14 protein-coding genes are annotated in these 18,766 nt (G+C 38.1%); all 14 read right to left on the reverse strand.

Annotation, left to right across the window (positions count from 1 at the left end; translation table 11 throughout):
* Positions 1-147: 147 nt before the first annotated feature.
* Positions 148-1,455 carry a glycosyltransferase family 4 protein gene (locus AJGP001_RS13060; RefSeq protein WP_071153315.1) on the reverse strand — a complete coding sequence of 436 codons (1,308 nt, stop codon included), beginning with the start codon at positions 1,453-1,455 and terminating at the stop codon, positions 148-150.
* 45 nt (positions 1,456-1,500) lie between these two features.
* Positions 1,501-2,610 (reverse strand): glycosyltransferase family 4 protein, encoded by a 1,110-nt coding sequence (locus AJGP001_RS13065; protein ID WP_071153316.1) that lies wholly within the window; start codon positions 2,608-2,610, stop codon positions 1,501-1,503.
* Positions 2,611-2,667: 57 nt separating this feature from the next.
* Positions 2,668-4,044, reverse strand: a complete 1,377-nt coding sequence (locus AJGP001_RS13070; RefSeq protein ID WP_071153317.1) for a hypothetical protein — start codon at positions 4,042-4,044, stop codon at positions 2,668-2,670.
* A gap of 58 nt (positions 4,045-4,102) precedes the next feature.
* A complete protein-coding gene (locus tag AJGP001_RS13075) occupies positions 4,103-5,074 on the reverse strand; it encodes a glycosyltransferase family 2 protein (protein ID WP_058384606.1) in 972 nt (323 codons plus the stop codon).
* Between the two features lie 41 nt (positions 5,075-5,115).
* Positions 5,116-6,180, reverse strand: coding sequence for a GDP-mannose 4,6-dehydratase (gene gmd, locus AJGP001_RS13080; protein ID WP_058384605.1), 1,065 nt, complete (start codon positions 6,178-6,180; stop codon positions 5,116-5,118).
* A gap of 11 nt (positions 6,181-6,191) precedes the next feature.
* On the reverse strand, positions 6,192-7,142 hold the full coding sequence (gene fcl / locus AJGP001_RS13085; protein ID WP_071153318.1) for a GDP-L-fucose synthase: 951 nt from the start codon (positions 7,140-7,142) through the stop codon (positions 6,192-6,194).
* A gap of 307 nt (positions 7,143-7,449) precedes the next feature.
* On the reverse strand, positions 7,450-8,925 hold the full coding sequence (locus tag AJGP001_RS13090; RefSeq protein ID WP_078080629.1) for an MOP flippase family protein: 1,476 nt from the start codon (positions 8,923-8,925) through the stop codon (positions 7,450-7,452).
* Between the two features lie 21 nt (positions 8,926-8,946).
* A complete protein-coding gene (locus AJGP001_RS13095) occupies positions 8,947-11,064 on the reverse strand; it encodes a protein kinase family protein (protein WP_245830183.1) in 2,118 nt (705 codons plus the stop codon).
* A gap of 45 nt (positions 11,065-11,109) precedes the next feature.
* A complete protein-coding gene (gene rfbB / locus AJGP001_RS13100) occupies positions 11,110-12,126 on the reverse strand; it encodes a dTDP-glucose 4,6-dehydratase (RefSeq protein WP_071153319.1) in 1,017 nt (338 codons plus the stop codon).
* Between the two features lie 13 nt (positions 12,127-12,139).
* The gene (gene rfbA / locus AJGP001_RS13105; RefSeq protein WP_078080630.1) at positions 12,140-13,048 is read right to left on the reverse strand and encodes a glucose-1-phosphate thymidylyltransferase RfbA; all 909 of its coding nucleotides are present in this window, start codon (positions 13,046-13,048) and stop codon (positions 12,140-12,142) included.
* Positions 13,049-13,065: 17 nt separating this feature from the next.
* Positions 13,066-14,217, reverse strand: coding sequence for a DegT/DnrJ/EryC1/StrS family aminotransferase (locus AJGP001_RS13110; RefSeq protein ID WP_058384601.1), 1,152 nt, complete (start codon positions 14,215-14,217; stop codon positions 13,066-13,068).
* A 39-nt stretch (positions 14,218-14,256) separates the two neighbouring features.
* Positions 14,257-15,735 carry a lipopolysaccharide biosynthesis protein gene (locus AJGP001_RS13115; RefSeq protein WP_078080631.1) on the reverse strand — a complete coding sequence of 493 codons (1,479 nt, stop codon included), beginning with the start codon at positions 15,733-15,735 and terminating at the stop codon, positions 14,257-14,259.
* A gap of 580 nt (positions 15,736-16,315) precedes the next feature.
* A complete protein-coding gene (locus tag AJGP001_RS13120) occupies positions 16,316-17,227 on the reverse strand; it encodes a glycosyltransferase family 2 protein (protein WP_071153320.1) in 912 nt (303 codons plus the stop codon).
* Positions 17,228-17,421: 194 nt separating this feature from the next.
* Positions 17,422-18,546 (reverse strand): right-handed parallel beta-helix repeat-containing protein, encoded by a 1,125-nt coding sequence (locus tag AJGP001_RS13125; RefSeq protein WP_078080845.1) that lies wholly within the window; start codon positions 18,544-18,546, stop codon positions 17,422-17,424.
* Positions 18,547-18,766 lie beyond the last annotated feature (220 nt).

Below are 18,766 nucleotides of genomic sequence, written 5' to 3' on the forward strand. Positions count from 1 at the left end.
TTTTAGAAATTAAAGGCATTTTTTAGTTTGTTAGTTATCTAGACATCACGTGTTTGCAATTTACTTGTTTGCTTATCAAAAATCCACATTAAAAAACCACTTCTGAGAAATCATTTGATTTCTCAGAAGTGGTTTTTTAAACTGTAATTATTTTTTGTGGACAACTTCTTTATATTGTTTTGGTTGAAAAGAATGTTCAAGCGGTGAGTTGTCTGCCACTGCCTGGAGTACTTGACGATATTTGTTGATAGAGGTAGCTCTCGTTAAATTTTCCTCAAGATAAGCACGACCTTTTAAGCCCATCGCTTTTAGTTCCCTTGGATCTAAGCTATGCAAATAATGAATAGCGTGAATAACACCCTCATAATTTTGCGGTTCAATGACCACTCCTGCTCCACTTTCAAAAATCAAACGTTGCACTTCGCTTCCTTGTTCCAAAACACCGAGAACTGGCTTTCCTGCTGCCATAACCCCATAAATTTTACTTGGCACAGAAACACCTTTAATGCCTTTTTGATTGACAACTAAATGAACATCCGCCGAATTCAATGAATACTTGAGAAATTCTTTCGGTTGATAAGGCAAAAACTTCACGTTTTCTAGATTTTTTTCAGTTACATATCGTTGAATCCGCTCTTTTACAGCGCCTTCTCCGATAAATAAGAAGACAATATCAGGCTGCTCCCTAAATTTGTCCGCCACTTGAATCAAGTTCTCTAGGTCGTAGTAGAGCCCTAGATTTCCTGAGTACATGACAATAAACTTGTCCTTTAAGCCATGCGTCTCCAAAAATCCACGTATCGCAGGCTCGCTTTTTTCAATTGGCACAATAGCATCTTCATCTGTCCAATTGCTAATAACGGTATAATTTGGCACTGTCTCATCTTCAAAACGGCCTCTCAAGGTTTCCGCCATGTCCTCACCGACGACCAGCACTTGGTCTGCGTAACTGCAATTTAGTTTATCGATTATTTTCGCGATTTTAAAAACGGACTGATTGTTAGTATAGGCCACTGCCTGAGCTTGTTCGGGATTAAAGTCATGAATACTATAAACATGCTTCGAACGTTTCAACAACTTACCAATAGTGCCGATCAATCCACCTAATACAGGGGGCTGAGAAATCGTGAAGATGACATCGGTTCCTTTTTCTTTCAATAAAGCAATATTGGCCAAGAAAAAGTAAGAAGAAATATACTTTAATCGACTAACTTTCGAGTTTTTATTCACCTCGGGTAGTTTAATGCGAACTACTTTAATCGTTTCTACATATCCTTCTTCAAAGAGTTTTTTGCTTTGATGATTTTCGCCGGCATACCCTGGCTGCGCTGCAATTACCGTAATCGTAAAATCTTTTTGAAGATACCCAGTCAGCTCTGTCATCAACTGACTGGTCGCAGCTAAATCCGGATAAAAATAATTAATTACAAAAGTAATTTTCTTTTTACGTAGCATATGGCACTTCCTTTTCCAGAGAGCATGCAAAAAAGCCGTCTCCATTTAAAGTTTGTCAAAAATGGCAACTACAGAATCAGTGTATTTGTCTTCCGTATAAAATTCTTCAAATGTTTCTCGGCTCACCCTCCCAAGGCGCATACGTTCTGCATCATCAGATACCAAAGCTTTGATCGCAGTTTTGACGCCTTCAACTGTCGGTTCAACGACAACTCCGCAGTCTTTGATCAATTCTGCGATGATTCCCCGGTCTGAAGAAATAATCGGCAATCCAGCGGCCATTCCTTCGATAATGGACATCGGCTGACCTTCTACTTTGTATTTAGTTGGCAGAGCCATCATATCTGATTCTAGGAAAAAGCGTTTTTTCTCTTCTCCTTGCTTGAGACCATGGTATTGAATATGCTGCTCCATCTCATTTGTCGCAATATAGCGTTGTACTTCTTGAAATTCACTTTCGTTTTGAATTCCACCAACTAAGTCTAACCGAAGATTATGGCCTTCTTTGATCAAAGCAGTCGTTGCTTTGATTAGTTCGACATAGCCTTTTTCGAACATCAGATTACTTAAATACAAAAGAGAAAGTGGTCCGCTCTTCTTCGCTTGACCCACTTCATTTTTTAAGATGAAGTCTGCAGGTATGCCGTTAGATACTACTTCAATGCGGTTGACATAACCGCGATAATTAGTTGACAATTTTTCACCTAACACAATGCCGACATCAATTTTTTTCAGCGTATTGACAACAAATTTTTCTGTGATTCCAGAAGTTGCGTCAATCGTCCCACCTAAATTGTTCCCATGCAAATGACTCACTACTTTGCCGCGCCCTACTACTTTACAGGCTTGAATCATTACACAATCTCGTAAAAGTCCCATTTTTGTTTGTGAAATTGAAATATACAAAATCGGATTTTTCATCCGAAGGGACAGCAAGATCGAATAGCCAATGGCAAAAGAATCGTGAAACAATTTATCAAAAGAAAGGGCGCCAGGATGTTCAAAATCTTTGCGACTTAAATTGATTTTTTTCACTTTATACTGCCTGTGCAGCCTATCAGAATTGTATAAAGATTGAAGAGCGATACTCTCTCCTAATATCGGAGGTGGCAAAGGTCCAACAAAAATTAAATCCCTTTTTTTTGTTCTAGTCATTCTAAATCCCCTCCTCGAACTAAGCTCTGCTTGCCCGCTATTCATGTGTATCAAATGCTAATGAGGATCAGCAGAGTTTAACGCAGGTTTGTCTACTAATTCTTTTTCGAACGATGAAATAATAAAATAAATAAGAATAAAAATAGGTAAGATAATGACTAACGGCTTAATGAAATAAATAAAACCATACCAAAATACGCGCGCAATGGTTAGCACAATCCAGTAATAGCCTAGCGCCAAACCAAATTTCCCAAACAGTTTTTTTAGTATAAAGGCTGGTATGAAAATAACGGCATACGTAACAAATGGCGCTGCAATCAGTCCAAGGACTTCGTAATTTAAGTAAAATTCACCATATACAAACAAGCCATAATTTGTATGAATCAGCGAAGCAACGAGATGAGCCGCTTGCGGACTCTGGGCTTCAATTCCAAAAAAAGACGGAATGAGCTGAGGGATGTAATCGATGAGCGTATAGTAATTGCCATAGCTTTGAGTGACCTCAATGGCAGCCGCTGTTGAATAAACCAAATCTTGAACAGTCGGGTAATTAATGAGAATTGATACAGAATCCACAATTGCTTCTACATCAAAAATGAGTCCCGAATGCCTAACCAAACCCAAATAAGAAAACACCAGCAATCCTCCTGCAATCAATGCTGCTTTTTTAAAGGAAAATTTTGACTTCACCACATCCAGCTTTTTAGTTGCAGTTAACAACATATACAGAATGAGCAACAACCCTAAAATATCAACTCTCGCATAATGCGATAACAACCAAAACGGCACAAATAATAACGCGAATTTTCGAATAGCACTGCCTTTAACACCCATTAGCACAAAGAAATAGGAAATTACGACAACAGAATTCCAAGCATTTCCCGGCAATAAGCTAGGCGACAAATCCTTATAGGCTAAGCCTGGCAGATCAGGTAAGTAGATAATAGAAGAGACGATAGCTAATGCACTGAACACCCATGTCGCCAATAAACTATGAACCGTCCCTGAATAATAGGACAAAATTTTAGCATCGTAATTGCTATAGGTTTTATTGGTCATCCACAGCAGTATCGACCAAATGTAGTAGAAAAACAGCGCACTAAATGCCAGTATATAAAAGTGTTTTTCAATGAGGTGAGTGCGGTCATTGAATAATGCTTGCACTTCTCCTATCGGTGCAAAGCCCAGTATGCTAATAATGGGTAAAAACAGCAGCACTAACGAAAAAGAAGCAAAACCTATTTTGAAGATGTAGATGTCCATAACTAATTTAAGAGAAAAAATAAGCAAAATGAACAGGTTCCATGGATCTTCACTATTGAAAGTCTGGCCTAAGTGAAGTAAATAATAAATCACTGAAATCCCAGTTATTAAATTAACGATGATAAACAGGACTTTTTCAAATCGATCATCGGTCTCAATATGCTTTTCCATCGTCTCATCCCTTTATTTATGATTCCCTTTGCGACAACCCAATTTTTACCTACCTATTTCAAGAAGGTGCATCCACAGATAGAAGATGAGATTTTTTATTGGTTTTTTTGGATTGTGTATAGAGATAGACTAAAATCTTCAAATTTAAAAAAGTAGAAATATAATAGAAGAGAAACTTTAATGACATTCGATTATTTTTGAACGCTTCTATCAATATATTTCTAGACAGCTTTATCGTTTCTTTGTTTTGATCCGTAATGCCAGCTCTGAAAATAACTTTCCAAATGGTTAAAGCAAAACGATGAAAAGTGGCTTTGCGTTGTTTTCCCGCTAACTCTCTGTACTTTTCAAAAATACTCAAATGACCACTGAGCACCGAATTTACATTCGTTGTGATGCGTTCACCACTGTGATGATAAAACAGCACAAGACTTTCTTTAACAAAATCAAACTCAGTGATTTGCGCTAGTCTTATGTACAAATCCCAGTCCTGGCAACTGGGCAAACTAGAATCGAAACCTTCCGTCTGATCTAATATGTCTTTTCTCACTAATACAGAAGAAGTCGTGTCAATATAATTAAATTCAAACAATTTGGCTAATATATCACCTCGAAACTCAGGAATTATTTTACGAGTAGATTGATTGTTTTCGTCCACTACTTGAACTCCCGTGTAGATTACACCTACATTCGGTTTTCCTTGAAATTGTTTTAGTTGTTTTTCCAACTTTTTCGGAAGCCATTGATCGTCTGAATCTAAAAAGCCAATATAATCTCCTGTGGCTCGTTTGATCCCAGTGTTTCTAGCTTCCGATCCCCCTTTGTTCTTACTATGTTTAAGATAAATAATTCGTTCATCCGCCATCTTCTCTACGACTTCTGCTGTATCATCTGTCGAAAAATCATCAATAATAATGATTTCCAAGTTCTGATGACTTTGGTTTTCTAAACTTTTCACTGCTTTTTTCAGCAACGCTGAACGATTATACGTCGGAATAATAACGCTAACTTTATCATTTGAAGCCATCATTACATTCGATCCCCCCACTCGGATAAGGAACTTCCCTTCGACTAATACTCAACGATCGTAGTTCTTTCTTCTTTCAACAAATTGCAGTCGTGCGTGACCATGATTTCTACAAGTTCTTCAAATGACGTCGCAGTTGGATTCCACCCAAGTAGTTTTTTCGCTTTTGAAGGGTCTCCCATTAGTTGCTCAACTTCTGACAACCTGAAATATTCGGGATTGACTTCCAGCACAACGTCTCCTGTTTTTGCATTGATGCCTTTTTCGTCAATTCCTTCTCCTTGCCATTCAATTTCAATTCCTGCATGTTTAAAAGCAAGCGTCGCAAATTCACGAACTGTATGCATTTCTCCTGTCGCAATGACAAAATCTTCAGGCGTCTCATGCTGTAAAATTAGCCACATGCATTCCACATAATCCTTAGCATAACCCCAGTCCCGCCTAGCATCCAGGTTACCAAGCAACAGTTTATCTTGTTTGCCACTGGCGATGCGTGCGACTGCCATCGTAATTTTTCGCGTTACGAAGGTTTCACCACGACGCTCTGATTCGTGGTTGAACAGAATGCCATTGACTGCGAACATATCATAAGATTCACGATAGTTTTTCGTAATCCAGTAGCCATAAAGTTTCGCCACACCGTAAGGAGAACGAGGATAAAATGGCGTCGTTTCCTTTTGTGGAACTTCTTGCACTTTGCCGTAAAGTTCTGAGGTAGAAGCTTGGTAAATTCGCGTTTTTTTCTCTAGCCCTAAAATACGTACTGCTTCTAAAATACGTAAAGTTCCAATGCCATCCACATCTGCTGTATATTCAGGCGTCTCAAAGGATACTTTTACATGAGACATTGCTGCTAAATTGTAAATTTCATCTGGTTTAATTTCGCTAATTAACCGAATAATATTAGATGTATCGGTCATGTCCCCGTAATGAATATAAAAATTCTCACTCGACTTTAGTTCTTCAATATATAGGTGTTCAATACGTCCCGTATTAAAACTAGAACTTCTACGAATAATGCCATGGACTTCATAACCTTTGTCTAGTAAGAAATCTGATAGAAACGAACCGTCTTGCCCGTTAACTCCTGTAATCAATGCCTTTTTCATGATTTTCCCCCTCAAGTGGTTATGGTTGTATTTTTTTCTACATGTTCTAAAAACCATTTATAAGCTAACTCTAAGCCATCATCTAACGAAATTCCCGCTTCCCATCCGAGGCTTTTTAGACGACTAACATCTACTAATTTGCGCGGAGCTCCATCAGGTTTTGATGTATTAAAGACGATTTCTCCTTGGTACCCAACCGTTTCCCCAATTTTCTCTGCCAACTCTTTAATCGAAATATCTTTCCCCATTCCGATATTGACCAAATCATTGCCGCTGTAAGTATTCATCAAGTAAACCGCAGCATCAGCCAAATCATCTGAGTAAAGAAATTCTCGTTTTGGCGCTCCCGTTCCCCATACCTCTACAGTCGTTACGTGATTCATTTTCGCCTCATGGAATTTCCGAATTAATGCGGGTAGAACATGGGAACTCGTTAAATCGAAATTATCATTCGGTCCATATAAATTTGTTGGCATAATCGAAATAAAGTCAGTGCCGTATTGACGGTTATAGGATTGGCACATTTTAATACCGGCAATTTTGGCAATTGCGTAAGGCTCATTCGTCGGCTCAAGTTCACCCGTCAACAACGAGTCTTCTCTCATCGGCTGTACTGCTAGTCTCGGATAAATACACGTACTGCCTAGAAACAGTAGTTTTTTCACATTATTTTGGTAAGCTGTATCAATCACATTTGTTTGAATCATTAAATTATCTCGAATAAAATCTGCTGGATAATCGTTATTGGCAACAATGCCACCTACTTTTGCAGCAGCTAAAAATACATAGTCAGGTCGCTCTTTTTGAAAGAATGCACTAACCTGACCGGCTTTTGTCAAATCCAATTCTTGGCTAGTCCGAAATACGAGATTCGTATACCCATTTTTCTGTAGGTTTCTCACAATTGCAGAGCCTACAAGGCCCCGATGTCCAGCTACATAAATTTTTGAATCTAACTTCATAAGTACCCCACCTTTTTTTCAGCCTATGCCATTATGAGTTCATGGATGCTGGAATTTATTACATGTTCCTCAGAAAAAAGATAATTAGTAGCTATAAAACCTTTGTACCCAAGACTATATACTTACTAATTGATTTTATTTTCTTATTCTAACACATAATAACCTAAATATTACAGATTATTTAGACTATTTGATAATTAATATGAATTCTCTTTTATTTTAACAACAAACTTTCAACCAACTTGCTAAAACTTTTTTCATACATAGCGATCGGACTCGTCTCCCCCAGCTGGTTGCCGTATTTTTCTTACCCTTCTTTAATCGTCGTTCTTTTTTGAAAAAAACTCTTTACTTCTATTACTAGCTCACGTTGATTTAAGAATACTAACAAGCTGTAAATTAACATTCCGATAATGACATCGATCGTCATAATACCAAGTGGTCCAACTTTCGTTAGCTGAGTATTTAGGATATACAAAGGCGCTAACATAATAACTGAGTGAATGACCGGCTTAGCAATTGCTCTATTTAGTTCACTTAAACTATCACCAATAATTTGACGAATCCTGACAAAATAACTGACATAAAATAAAACCAGTCTGAGTACACCAACCGCTAAGGCAACAATAACGACACTTCCTGATAAACCGGCGAAAAAGACAACAATTGGAATAATCGCTAATTGAACCAGTTGCCAGTAAAAGCTCCATCTTACTTTCCCCACTGCAATAAATAAGCTGCCACTTGGATTACCCAAAGCTTTGAACAAAGCATATAGACAAAGGATTTGAATAATGACTGTGCTCTGTTTCCAGTCATCTCCAAGCACTACCGGAACTGCATACGGCGCTAACACTACTACTCCTGCCAATAACGGTGCATTAAAGCTCGTTAACATATGGGTTATGAATAAATAGGTTCTACGCAACTTGCTTTTATCCAGCTGAATTTTCGAAAACACCGGAAAGGCTACCCGATTAATCATGGAATTTAATTTCTGAACCGGCTGCATAATTAGGTTCATGGCCATGCTGTAATAACCAAGTGCCGCTGAACCAAGAACAATGCCGACAATCATTTGATCAATTTTCGTCGTGAAATAATTGATGCTGGTCGATCCTAGACGATACATACCAAATGCGACAAATCCTTTAATAGCAGCCCAAGAAAATAGCCATTGTGGTCTCGTTTCTGGATTTCGGTATCCTTCAATTACCCACGGAACACTCCTAAACACTGACATAACGATGTGGCCATAGACTAAAGACCACGGACCAAGATTTGTAAAAATAGCCAAACAAATAGTCAGCATCACACCAGTAGTTGTTGCTAAAATTTCATTTTTTGTAATTTGCAGAAACTCCAACTTTTTTGTGGCAAGTGTTTGGAATTGTAATCCAAACGGTAAAATGAGAAAGCTAATGCCCACTACTTGAATCATCGACGTTAAGCTCGGTTGATCAAACAACCCTGCAATTAAAGGAGCCGCAAGCAACAAGACAATAAATAGCACCAGTCCAACAAAAATAGAAAACCAATACAAACTTGATAACTCAATTTTGGTGATTTTTTCTTTCTGAATAATAGCATCGGTTATTCCCATCTCCAGGAATAATTGAGAAAACTGAATGACAATTTGGACCATCGCAATTAGTCCGAAAACTTCTGGCCCCAATACTTTACCTAAAATCAGCAATTGAGCGATTTGAAGGACACTGGTTACGAGCATGGAAATGGAAGTGAGTTTTACACTGCTTGCTGCTTGGTTTTTCAAAGACGCCATAAGTCATTCCTCTAATCGCGTTTAATATAAAATCTTCTTCCACATATTCCGGCGCTGCTTTGGAAATATTCCATAAGGCTTGTCTGCTGCAAAATCTTCTGGAAATCCGTTCAGATCAAATGAATCATTAACATTTGGTGGGAGTTTTTCATATTGATACAAAAACTCAAAATCAATAATTTTTAATCCATCAGAGCTCAGCAAGATATTTCCGGGATGAAAGTCAATTAGCGCATAGCCTTTATTGTAGAAAAATTCATTTATCGTAAAAATCTCCTGCTTATGTTTTCGTTTTAGAATTTGCTTTTTAATATGCCAACTTTCAGTCAGTCGATTGGTTTTCAAGTACGGAACGATAATGTAATTCTCCCCACTGTCTAACAGCTTAGGAATAAAATCACACTCCTTACTCAATTCTCCGTAAACAAATTTTTCTCGTTCCAAAAATCGTTCTCTACCCGCTTTATACGTTTTCTTCACCGCTTTATTTCCTAGATATTCAATAATCTCTACTTTAGCGCGTCGCTTTTTTTCTGAAACGTCTGCAATTACTTTTTCCTGCGTTCGATAAGCTTCATCCCAACAATTGATGACGTTTTTAACTTCATTTACGAGATCAGGAGCAACTGCAGCGATATAATCCAGCGCTTCAATTTCATCATCGGCGCTGTGAAGTGGATTAGCACGTTGTTCTTTGGACAATGCACCATTAATTTCCGAGCGCAGCTGCTCTTTTAGTAAGTAATGTTCATTTGAGACATGCGGATACTTTTTCTTCATTTTTGAATCGAGTTGTTTTGGATGATAATCATACATGACCAGTAAAGTGGAAGGCTTGCCTCCACTAACTGGCCATGGACCTTGCCCCCAATTTCCTCCTCGCAAATTTTGAGCAGCGTTTCTTTTTTGTTCATCATCGAGTTTGATTGCACGAACTAAACATAGACCATTACGTTCAAACCAGTCGATCATGTAATCTGTCAGTTGCCTCTGTTCTGCCCATTCCCGAACGACAAAAACCATTAATTCGCCATCCTTCTCAAAATGATGTTCACTTGACTTGATAACAGACTCTAACCAATTGCCACTGACTTCAATAAGCTTCCGAATGGTATCTGTCGAAGGTGCCCAGCCTTGTTCCTCCAGAAAATGATGAAAATAAGGCAAACTAATTTCTTCAAGAGAATTACCCGTTTCAGCTGCAAGTTGCTGAAGAACTGCTGGATAATCATGATCTTGAGGCATTTTTTTAACACGGTCTTCTACATTTACTGGAATTCCTGATTTTTCACCTTTATGATAAACTGCGTGATACATCAGACTAAGAAAATAATGAATGTTAGACGGTACGTAATACTTGTTGTTCCACAGTTTTTTTTGGTCCAATATGGTTTCAGCAAGATAAGGTGGGTAATAGGCAATATTCTTAAAGTTACTGCCTGTCAGCCCCCCTACGCTATAAATATCAAACGGCAATATGCCGACTTTCTCATTTAACAGTTCTCTGACTTTTTCAATGTGTTTATCCGAAACTAGCAGATCGACATCTTCGTTAAGGTCTAGAAAAGGAAGTTCATCAAACCAGCGCAATACAACGTAATCCAGTTGATGTTCGTTGAGAAGCTTGAAAAAAGGATCAAGTCCAAGTTCCGGCGACAAGTATTGTCGGGCTTCTTTGTCCTTTTGATGATCTCGTTTAAAGACAACGGTCGCTTTTGTTTTTCCCAAACCGTCAATAAAGGACTCAAAATAGAACGTCCATTTTTTCTTTCTCGCTAGTTTGTAAGCCCAAAGCGGCAAGAAACTGGCACGATCAACAATGTTAGACGGAATGAAAAGAATTAAATTTGCTGATGAATGAAACGCATTTTTCAAATCTAAAAAATCAGCGTTGTTCATAATCAATACTTCGGCATTGTTTTTATAAGTTAGCGTCTTTTCAGTCGCATAATACAGCTCCGGATCCTGTTTATCACTTAATTTACGTCGACAAATTCCAAGAAAGTTTTTATATCCTGAAGTTGCTAGCTGTTTTTTTAAACTGCTGGTTTCAGCATTGTATTCCAGTATTTTCACTGCTTGTTTGTTCGGATAAGAAGCCGTTATATACTCGCTGATTGTTGGCTGATTTGCCATCATTCCATTCCTCCTCGTCCACCGGCATACTAGACTATGCACATTTTGTTATTTTCTTGCATACTGCCTGTCGAAATACTGTTGGTATTCCCCGCTGATGATTTGTTGCCACCATTCCTTATTTTCCATAAACCAATCGATTGTCTGGGCAATACCTGTTTCAAAATCATAAACAGGTCGCCAACCCAATTGCTCAATTTTTGTCGGATCGATTGCATACCGTTTATCGTGACCTAACCGATCTTCAACAAACTCGATCAAGTCATGTGATTTGCCTAAAGTCTCAATAATCGTCCGCACCACTTCCAAATTCGTTTGTTCGTTGTGACCGCCGATGTTGTAAACTTCGCCAATTTCCCCGCTATGCAACACTAAATCAATCGCTGAACAATGATCCAGAACGTGCAACCAGTCACGAACATTTTTGCCATCGCCATAAACAGGCACTTTCTGGTCATTTAATACGCGTGAAATTGTTAACGGAATTAGCTTTTCTGGAAAATGATAAGGGCCATAATTATTAGAGCAACGCGTAATGTTAACTGGCAAACCGTAAGTCTCGTAATAAGCTCTGACCAATAAATCCGATGACGCTTTACTGGCACTGTAAGGACTACTTGGCTGTAACGGTGTTGTTTCGGTAAAAAAAGTTGTCGGATCGAAATCTAACTCTCCGTATACCTCATCCGTCGAAACGTGGACAAACTTTTTGATCGTTGATCGTTTTGCGGCATCCAGCAACACTTGTGTGCCTAACACATTTGTCCGGATAAAAATTTCTGGCTCTGTAATCGAACGATCTACGTGGCTTTCTGCTGCAAAATGAACAATATAAGTAAAATCTATTTGCTCAAATAGTTCACTAATTGCCTGCCGATCTGCGATATCAAGACGAACAAAGCTATAATTTTTTCCATTTTCGATTTTCTGATGTTTTGTTAAATCCCCTGCATATGTTAGTACATCTAAATTGTAAATATGATAATTCGGATATTTGTCGGCCATATATTGGACAAAGTTCCCCCCAATAAAACCTGCCCCACCGGTTACTAATAGGTTTTCCATAGGTGTGCTCCTTCTATGAGTTATTGGGCAACAATGTATTTCTCGGCAACAACGATTTTTCAGAAGCAATATCTAATAAATACTGCCCGTAATCGGTTTTTTTCAAAGGCTGCGCTAACTCTATCAATTGCGCTTGGCTAATATACCCTCTCCTATAAGCAATTTCTTCTAAACAAGCGACATATAACCCCTGTCTTTTTTGAATAGCTTCGACAAAGTTTGAAGCTTCCAGCAAAGCTTCGTGCGTCCCAGTGTCTAACCATGCTAGTCCACGCCCCATAATATTGACATTCAATTCCCCGCGCTTTAAGTATTCATCGACAACAGAAGTAATTTCTTTTTCTCCGCGCGCTGAAGGCGTTATGCTTTTAGCGATTTCAACAACTTGATTGTCAAAGAAATAAAGACCTGGAATAGCATAGGAAGATTTTGGCTGTTCTGGTTTTTCTTCTATAGAAACGATATTTAATTCATCATCTATTTCAACTACCCCATACGCTCTCGGGTCCGCTACGTGACAGCCGAAAATAATGCTACCTTTCGTTAATTCTGCAGACTCTTGTAACCTGCTACCAAAATCCGAGCCATAAAAAACGTTATCGCCCAATACGAGCGCAACCGTTGAATCCCCAATAAAACTCTCACCAATTGTAAATGCTTCAGCCAATCCGTTCGGTTCTTCTTGGATTGCATATTCCAGTTTAATTCCTAATTTTTGTCCATTACCGAGCAAGCTTAAAAATCCAGAAATATCTCGTGGTGTTGAAATAATTAAAATTTCTTTAATTCCCGCAAGCATTAAAACAGACAGTGGATAATAAATCATGGGCTTGTCGTAGACAGGCAGCATTTGTTTAGAAATCGATTTTGTTAGCGGGTAAAGACGCGTACCCGTTCCACCAGCTAAAATTATTCCTTTCATCATAACTCCCTCATTTCTTATAGTTGAGATAGACTTTTTTGCGTCACATGAAGTTCTTGGATGATGCCGCAGATCGCTGCGACCGAATCGGTTGATAATGCCCCGTAATAAGGCATGGCCAACACTTGCTGAACAGCCTTCTGACCATTCGGCAAATTTTCCGGGCGTGCTGACGGTAAATCGCTGTACCAGTCAAAATCACTACATAAAGGATAAAAGTACTTTCTGGCAAATACATTGTGTTTTTGAAGTTCGCGATGAACATCGTCTCTCGACTTCCCAAATTTAGCCTCATCAATTTCAATAACAAAATACTGATAGCTGCTCGCTCTATCCTCAAGAGTCGTCAAGACTCTAATGCCTTCAATAGCTGCTAAATGCTGTTCATACACTTTTTTAACGGCATGGCGCTTGGTTCTTTCTTCGTCCATTACTTTTAGAACTTCTAGCCCAACGCCTGCCTGGACTTCGTTCAACTTAGCATTTAACCCTGACAGCACTACTTCTTCAGAATTAGCAATTCCAAAGTTTCTCAGTAAATCCAGTTTTTTGACGAGCGCTGGATCCTGATAAACTAGTGCACCACCTTCAATTGTGTTGAACAGCTTTGTCGCGTGAAAACTGAACATGGTCATATCTCCAAAACTGCTAATCGGTATCCCGTTTATTTTCGATCCAAAAGCATGAGCGCCGTCGTAAATTACTTTTAACCCATGCTTATCCGCAATTGCTTGAATTTTTTCCACATCGCACGGATTACCAAATACGTGAACACCCAAAATGGCACTTGTTTTTTCAGTAATTAAGGCTTCGATTTTATCGGCATCAATATTAAAAGTAACAGGGTCAATGTCGCAAAATACCGGCGTCAAGTTGTTCCAATCTAGTGCTTGTACAGTTGCTGGAAATGTAAATGGCGTTGTAATGACTTCACCTGTTAACGCTAAAGCTTTCAATCCGAGCAATAACGCTAACGTACCGTTATTGAACATAGACAAGTGATCCACTTCTAAGTAAACTTTCAGCTTGTCGCTCAACTCATTGTGTTGTGCACCAAAATTCGTTAATTGCTTACTGTCCCATACGGTCTTTATCCGTGCTGTAACGTCTGTGATGTCTGGCAGTAATGGTCTAGTCACATAAATCGGATGTTCAAAAACTTTTGCCATTCCATTCCCTCCCTCAATGTCAACCTACTTTTTTCTGAATCATCCCGTCTTAGCGGGTTTTATCTTTTTTATGACCGGTACCAGTAACTTGTAGACCGTATCGAATTCTTTGATGTTAAACAATTTGCACATCGTAATGTACAGAACCGCTCCTATTCCAATTTGTATGATGAGCGTTAAAAGTTCTGTAAACAGCAAGAGATTGCCAATCCCGTATACAACAGATCCCATAACAACTGAAATCGTAAAAATCGGTAACAAATCCAGGAATTGTTCTTTCGTACTGTAAGAGATTTCACGTCCCGAAAAATAAACATTAATAAATAGTGATATAAACGAATCTAATACAACCGTTGCTACTAATGCCGTGAGACCTAAGTCCATCCAAATAACGGTAATAATCAACAGTGTTGGAACAATCGTTTTAATAATTTCTAAATATAAGAACAAATCCGAGCGTCCTTTTACTTGTAAAATATTTAAATTTAAGGCATGAATCGGATAAAGCATACCGGCAATGGCTAGAAGCTGAAAATAAGGAACCATATCTATCCATTTGGCACCGAATATTAAAAGAATGAGTGGCTCTGCAACAGCTGCAACACCTACCATGAGTGGAAAGATTAAAAATCCTGAAAGCTTAATGATCTTCTTAAAACTTTGTTTTAATCGCTCTTCTTGATCTTGAATACCACTTAACACCGGGTATGTCACACGTTGAATTGTCGCCGTTAACGACTGCGTCGCGACATCGCTAAATTTTGCAGCATTGGTGTAATACCCGAGAGCACCGGCTGAATATTGTTTACCAATAATCATGTAGTACACATTGTTATAAGCCGTGTCGATTAATCCAGAAACAAGAAGTTTCCAACCAAATCCGAATAACCTTCGGAATGATGTCATGCTAAACGTTAACGAAGGCAGCCACTTTCTAGAAAAAACGAGAAGTAGCGCTTGAATTAAATTCATCAAGAGCATGCGGATAACTAAACTCCAGACACCATAGCCTGTCATTGCCATTGCAACTGCAACTACACCTGATAGAATACTGGCAGCCATATTGACTTTTGCCTGTACTTTGAAGTTCACTTCTTTTGTAAACATTGCCCGGGGAATAATTGAAAATGCATTAATGATGACACCTAGCGCCAATACTTTAATAATGGATGTTAGTTGTGAGACTTCAAAAAAACCGCTAATTAATGGAGCAGAAAAGAATAATGCAGCATAAATGACGATGGATACACCTAGATTAAAATAGAATACCGTCGAATAATCGGTTTGATTGGCTTTTTGATCACGGATTAACGCTTGTGTAAATCCGCTGTCTACAAGTGAATTTGATGACGCAACAAAGACTAAAATCATTCCAATAATTCCAAAATCCTCCGGCATGAGTATACGTGCCAAGATAATTTGAATGATAAACTGAATGCCCTGATTTCCCATCAAGTCTCCGAAGCTCCACAGCAGTCCACTGATTGTCTTTTTTTTCAATGAATTTTCCTGTTTCATCTGCTGGCTCCTATCTGAAAAACTATTTACTCAAACCTATTGGTAACTTGGTCGAATTAATAGTACTCATCTATTGTTATTGATGTTCGAGACATTAAGAAAAACAACTTTACTTAAAACGCTTTGACCAGAAAACTTAATACTCAGATTTTTGAGTCCGGATTTTATTTTTCAATTAATTATAGGTAAATGAAATCTAGTTAACCTCTAAATTATTAATCCTCCATTTCAGATACACTACTTTGTGCTTAATTCTAATTCTTAATTTTCATTCTATCACACTACATGTCATAAATAACAGATAATTTAGATTATTTTTTATTTTAATTAAGCAAATTATTCCACTTTATTTTGACAAAATGAAAATACATTCTTTTTTTGATGAATTTCACGCGTAAAATTCAGGTTTTTTCTGGTATATCCTTCCTGTTTCTTGTTATTTTCATCGAATTTATTTTTCCAGACTCGTTATAGGTCTATTTTGCTAATTAAAAATCAAAACAAAAAGGAATTGGTTATAAAACAACCAATTCCTTTTTGTTTTTCGTTAGTAAGCAAGCTTTTTTAGCTAACAGGTACTTCAAATTGTGATTTTTTTAAAGATTCTTCTGAAAAATTCAGGTTTTACGTAAAACTGTCTATAACCTGTTTTCATGGTTTCCTTTATTTTCAGCTGTTTTAGCAGCACATAAAAACGATCCCGACGTTTTGTTCGATTGATGACTTTGTCGTATTTAAAATGAGTATAGCTATTAACTTCATCGAGTAGGTTTTCAACATCTTGAAGATGTTTTTTCTTTGCAGAGATGCCACACAGTTGTGTATCTGTCCAAGAGCCTTTAACTTCTACTCGGTATGCAGCCATATTCCGGTCCATGTAATAAACCGTCCCGTTTAATGCGCCACAGATGACCAGTGGATAATCGCCAATAGTAGCATTTAGGTAATACTCAGGCATCTCAGAAATTCTGTTACGAGAATACAAAATTGAATTGGTAGCGAATAGTTCGCCTCCTCCTTCAATCACTTCTTCTACCGAATAGATTTTGTCCTTATGACTTGGTCGAACCGTAGCAACGGTTTTTTTAGTTATGGCAGAGACCTTTTCTGCAGCATGTACGCACATGCTGCACTCAGGGTGCATTTCCATATAATCCACTTGTATTTGCAGTTTCTCTGGATCGGTCCAGTAGTCATCTCCTTCACAAACCGCCATATACTTCCCTAATGCACGTTCGTTAGCAAGTAACTCGAAAGGGATATTTTGGGAATATTGATTTTCGGTCTGATAGATCGGTTTAATAATATCTGGATACTGCCGTTCATATTGCCTGATGATAGCAGCTGTTCGGTCAGTAGATGCATCATCATGAACTAAAATTTCAAAAGCAAAATTTGTTTTCTGCATTAACATACTATCTAATGCCTCCGCTATAAAAGCTTCATGATTATAACTGTTGCATTCGATACTCACCATTATCTCACTTGTCATAAATTACAGCCCCCTCCCAGTTAAGCATATTTTGTCAGCAGCTATAACGAATTCGTCCAACTTTCCACTGTCAGATTCAACTGAACAAAATTCCGCTAATTCATTTACACAGTTTCTATCTTATCATAGAAACTTATTGTAAATTGATTATTCTGAAAAATAAACAAAAAATTTACAATTATGCAAGTTTTCAACTATTGTTTGTCAATGACAATGAAATTCTCTTGCTGGTATTTTACCCTTAAACTCTCATCGCGCAGAATCAGATTGTTTTTTTCAACCGTATTGCCTTGCACGATATGTCCGTTTCCAACATTGATATAAATTCCACGCTCTGAGCTTTTTCTCGGATTGATCGCCAGATTATGAAGAATGCTAATATGATGACTCGGCGTCATCAAATTAGCACCTCCGTCACCTGGCCTGACGGCGATATTGTATTCATTGTTGTAAACCAAATTTCCTTTAATGACATTCGACTCTGCTCCATTTTTGACATCAATACCGTAATAAAAACCGCTAACCATATTTTTTTCAACTTTACTGTCTTTTTCACTTTCTACCGTAATGCCTTGTTGATCGGTATAGCCTGGGCGATTTTCTGTCACTACGCAGCCTGTCACCAGGTTTTTCTTACCTCCCCCAAATAACGAAAGGTGGCCATCTCCAGAGTTTCTAACGACACAGGACTCGATTGTGTTGTAATCTGATGCAAAATTAATAATACCGGAACCATAATTGGATTCACTCGTCACATTTCGAACAATATTGTTATTGGCGTGGTGCAAGTGAATGCCTTGAGAGTAATTTTTGGTATAGACGTTTTCAATCGAACTTTCTTGGCTATCTTGAAGCAGGATGGCAATATTGGAAGTTAATGATCCATCCGGTAGTTGATCCCCCATCAAAAAACCACCCTTTAAATGAACATCCGCAGTAGCCATAATCCAAAAAACACCATATTTCCCTGCTGATTCCGTCTTGAAAATCGCTTGATCCATCATAATGGTAATCGGCTTGGAAATTTTCAAGGCAAAAAAACTATCTCCGTATCCTGTACTCGCTTTTAAATCAGGATTTTTGGTCAATTTATAAATACCCGGTGGAATGTGCATTGTCCCACCTATTGGCGTTTCATCAATAGCTCGCTGTATTGCTTTCGTGTCATCCGTCAGACCATCACCTTCTGCTCCAAACTGTATTTTTGCATCAATTTTTTCTTCAGGTAAGAAAGAGCTTTGTCCCATAATAAATACAGCAACCATTCCACAAATTCCTAGTACACAAAGAAGCCTACGAAAAATCTTCTTGTAGGTCATCAACATTTCTCCTTCCACCTCAACACTACATCGAAAGGGTATAGCATTGCTACACACCGTTTAATGCTAGTATAAGCTAACCTTTCTTTAAATGCACATTTTTCTGAATACTATTTTCTTTTAAAAATAACCATTTACTCCTTCATTTTGTACTGTATTAAAAATTTTTATGTAGTTTGATGGATAAACGAATGATTTACCCCCTCGCATTTACCTATAA

Origin of the sequence: Planococcus faecalis, from assembly GCF_002009235.1 — a bacterium.
GTDB classification, from domain to species: Bacteria; Bacillota; Bacilli; order Bacillales_A; family Planococcaceae; genus Planococcus; species Planococcus kocurii.

Excerpts from the sequence above, each read along its gene's own strand:
- AJGP001_RS13060 (WP_071153315.1), bottom strand. The coding sequence starts at position 1,455 with ATGCTACGTAAAAAGAAAATTACTTTTGTAATTAATTATTTTTATCCG.
- AJGP001_RS13065 (WP_071153316.1), bottom strand. The coding sequence starts at position 2,610 with ATGACTAGAACAAAAAAAAGGGATTTAATTTTTGTTGGACCTTTGCCA.
- AJGP001_RS13070 (WP_071153317.1), bottom strand. The coding sequence starts at position 4,044 with ATGGAAAAGCATATTGAGACCGATGATCGATTTGAAAAAGTCCTGTTT.
- AJGP001_RS13075 (WP_058384606.1), bottom strand. The coding sequence starts at position 5,074 with ATGATGGCTTCAAATGATAAAGTTAGCGTTATTATTCCGACGTATAAT.
- gmd (WP_058384605.1), bottom strand. The coding sequence starts at position 6,180 with ATGAAAAAGGCATTGATTACAGGAGTTAACGGGCAAGACGGTTCGTTT.
- fcl (WP_071153318.1), bottom strand. The coding sequence starts at position 7,142 with ATGAAGTTAGATTCAAAAATTTATGTAGCTGGACATCGGGGCCTTGTA.
- AJGP001_RS13090 (WP_078080629.1), bottom strand. The coding sequence starts at position 8,925 with ATGGCGTCTTTGAAAAACCAAGCAGCAAGCAGTGTAAAACTCACTTCC.
- AJGP001_RS13095 (WP_245830183.1), bottom strand. The coding sequence starts at position 11,064 with ATGATGGCAAATCAGCCAACAATCAGCGAGTATATAACGGCTTCTTAT.
- rfbB (WP_071153319.1), bottom strand. The coding sequence starts at position 12,126 with ATGGAAAACCTATTAGTAACCGGTGGGGCAGGTTTTATTGGGGGGAAC.
- rfbA (WP_078080630.1), bottom strand. The coding sequence starts at position 13,048 with ATGAAAGGAATAATTTTAGCTGGTGGAACGGGTACGCGTCTTTACCCG.
- AJGP001_RS13110 (WP_058384601.1), bottom strand. The coding sequence starts at position 14,217 with ATGGCAAAAGTTTTTGAACATCCGATTTATGTGACTAGACCATTACTG.
- AJGP001_RS13115 (WP_078080631.1), bottom strand. The coding sequence starts at position 15,735 with ATGAAACAGGAAAATTCATTGAAAAAAAAGACAATCAGTGGACTGCTG.
- AJGP001_RS13120 (WP_071153320.1), bottom strand. The coding sequence starts at position 17,227 with ATGACAAGTGAGATAATGGTGAGTATCGAATGCAACAGTTATAATCAT.
- AJGP001_RS13125 (WP_078080845.1), bottom strand. The coding sequence starts at position 18,546 with ATGACCTACAAGAAGATTTTTCGTAGGCTTCTTTGTGTACTAGGAATT.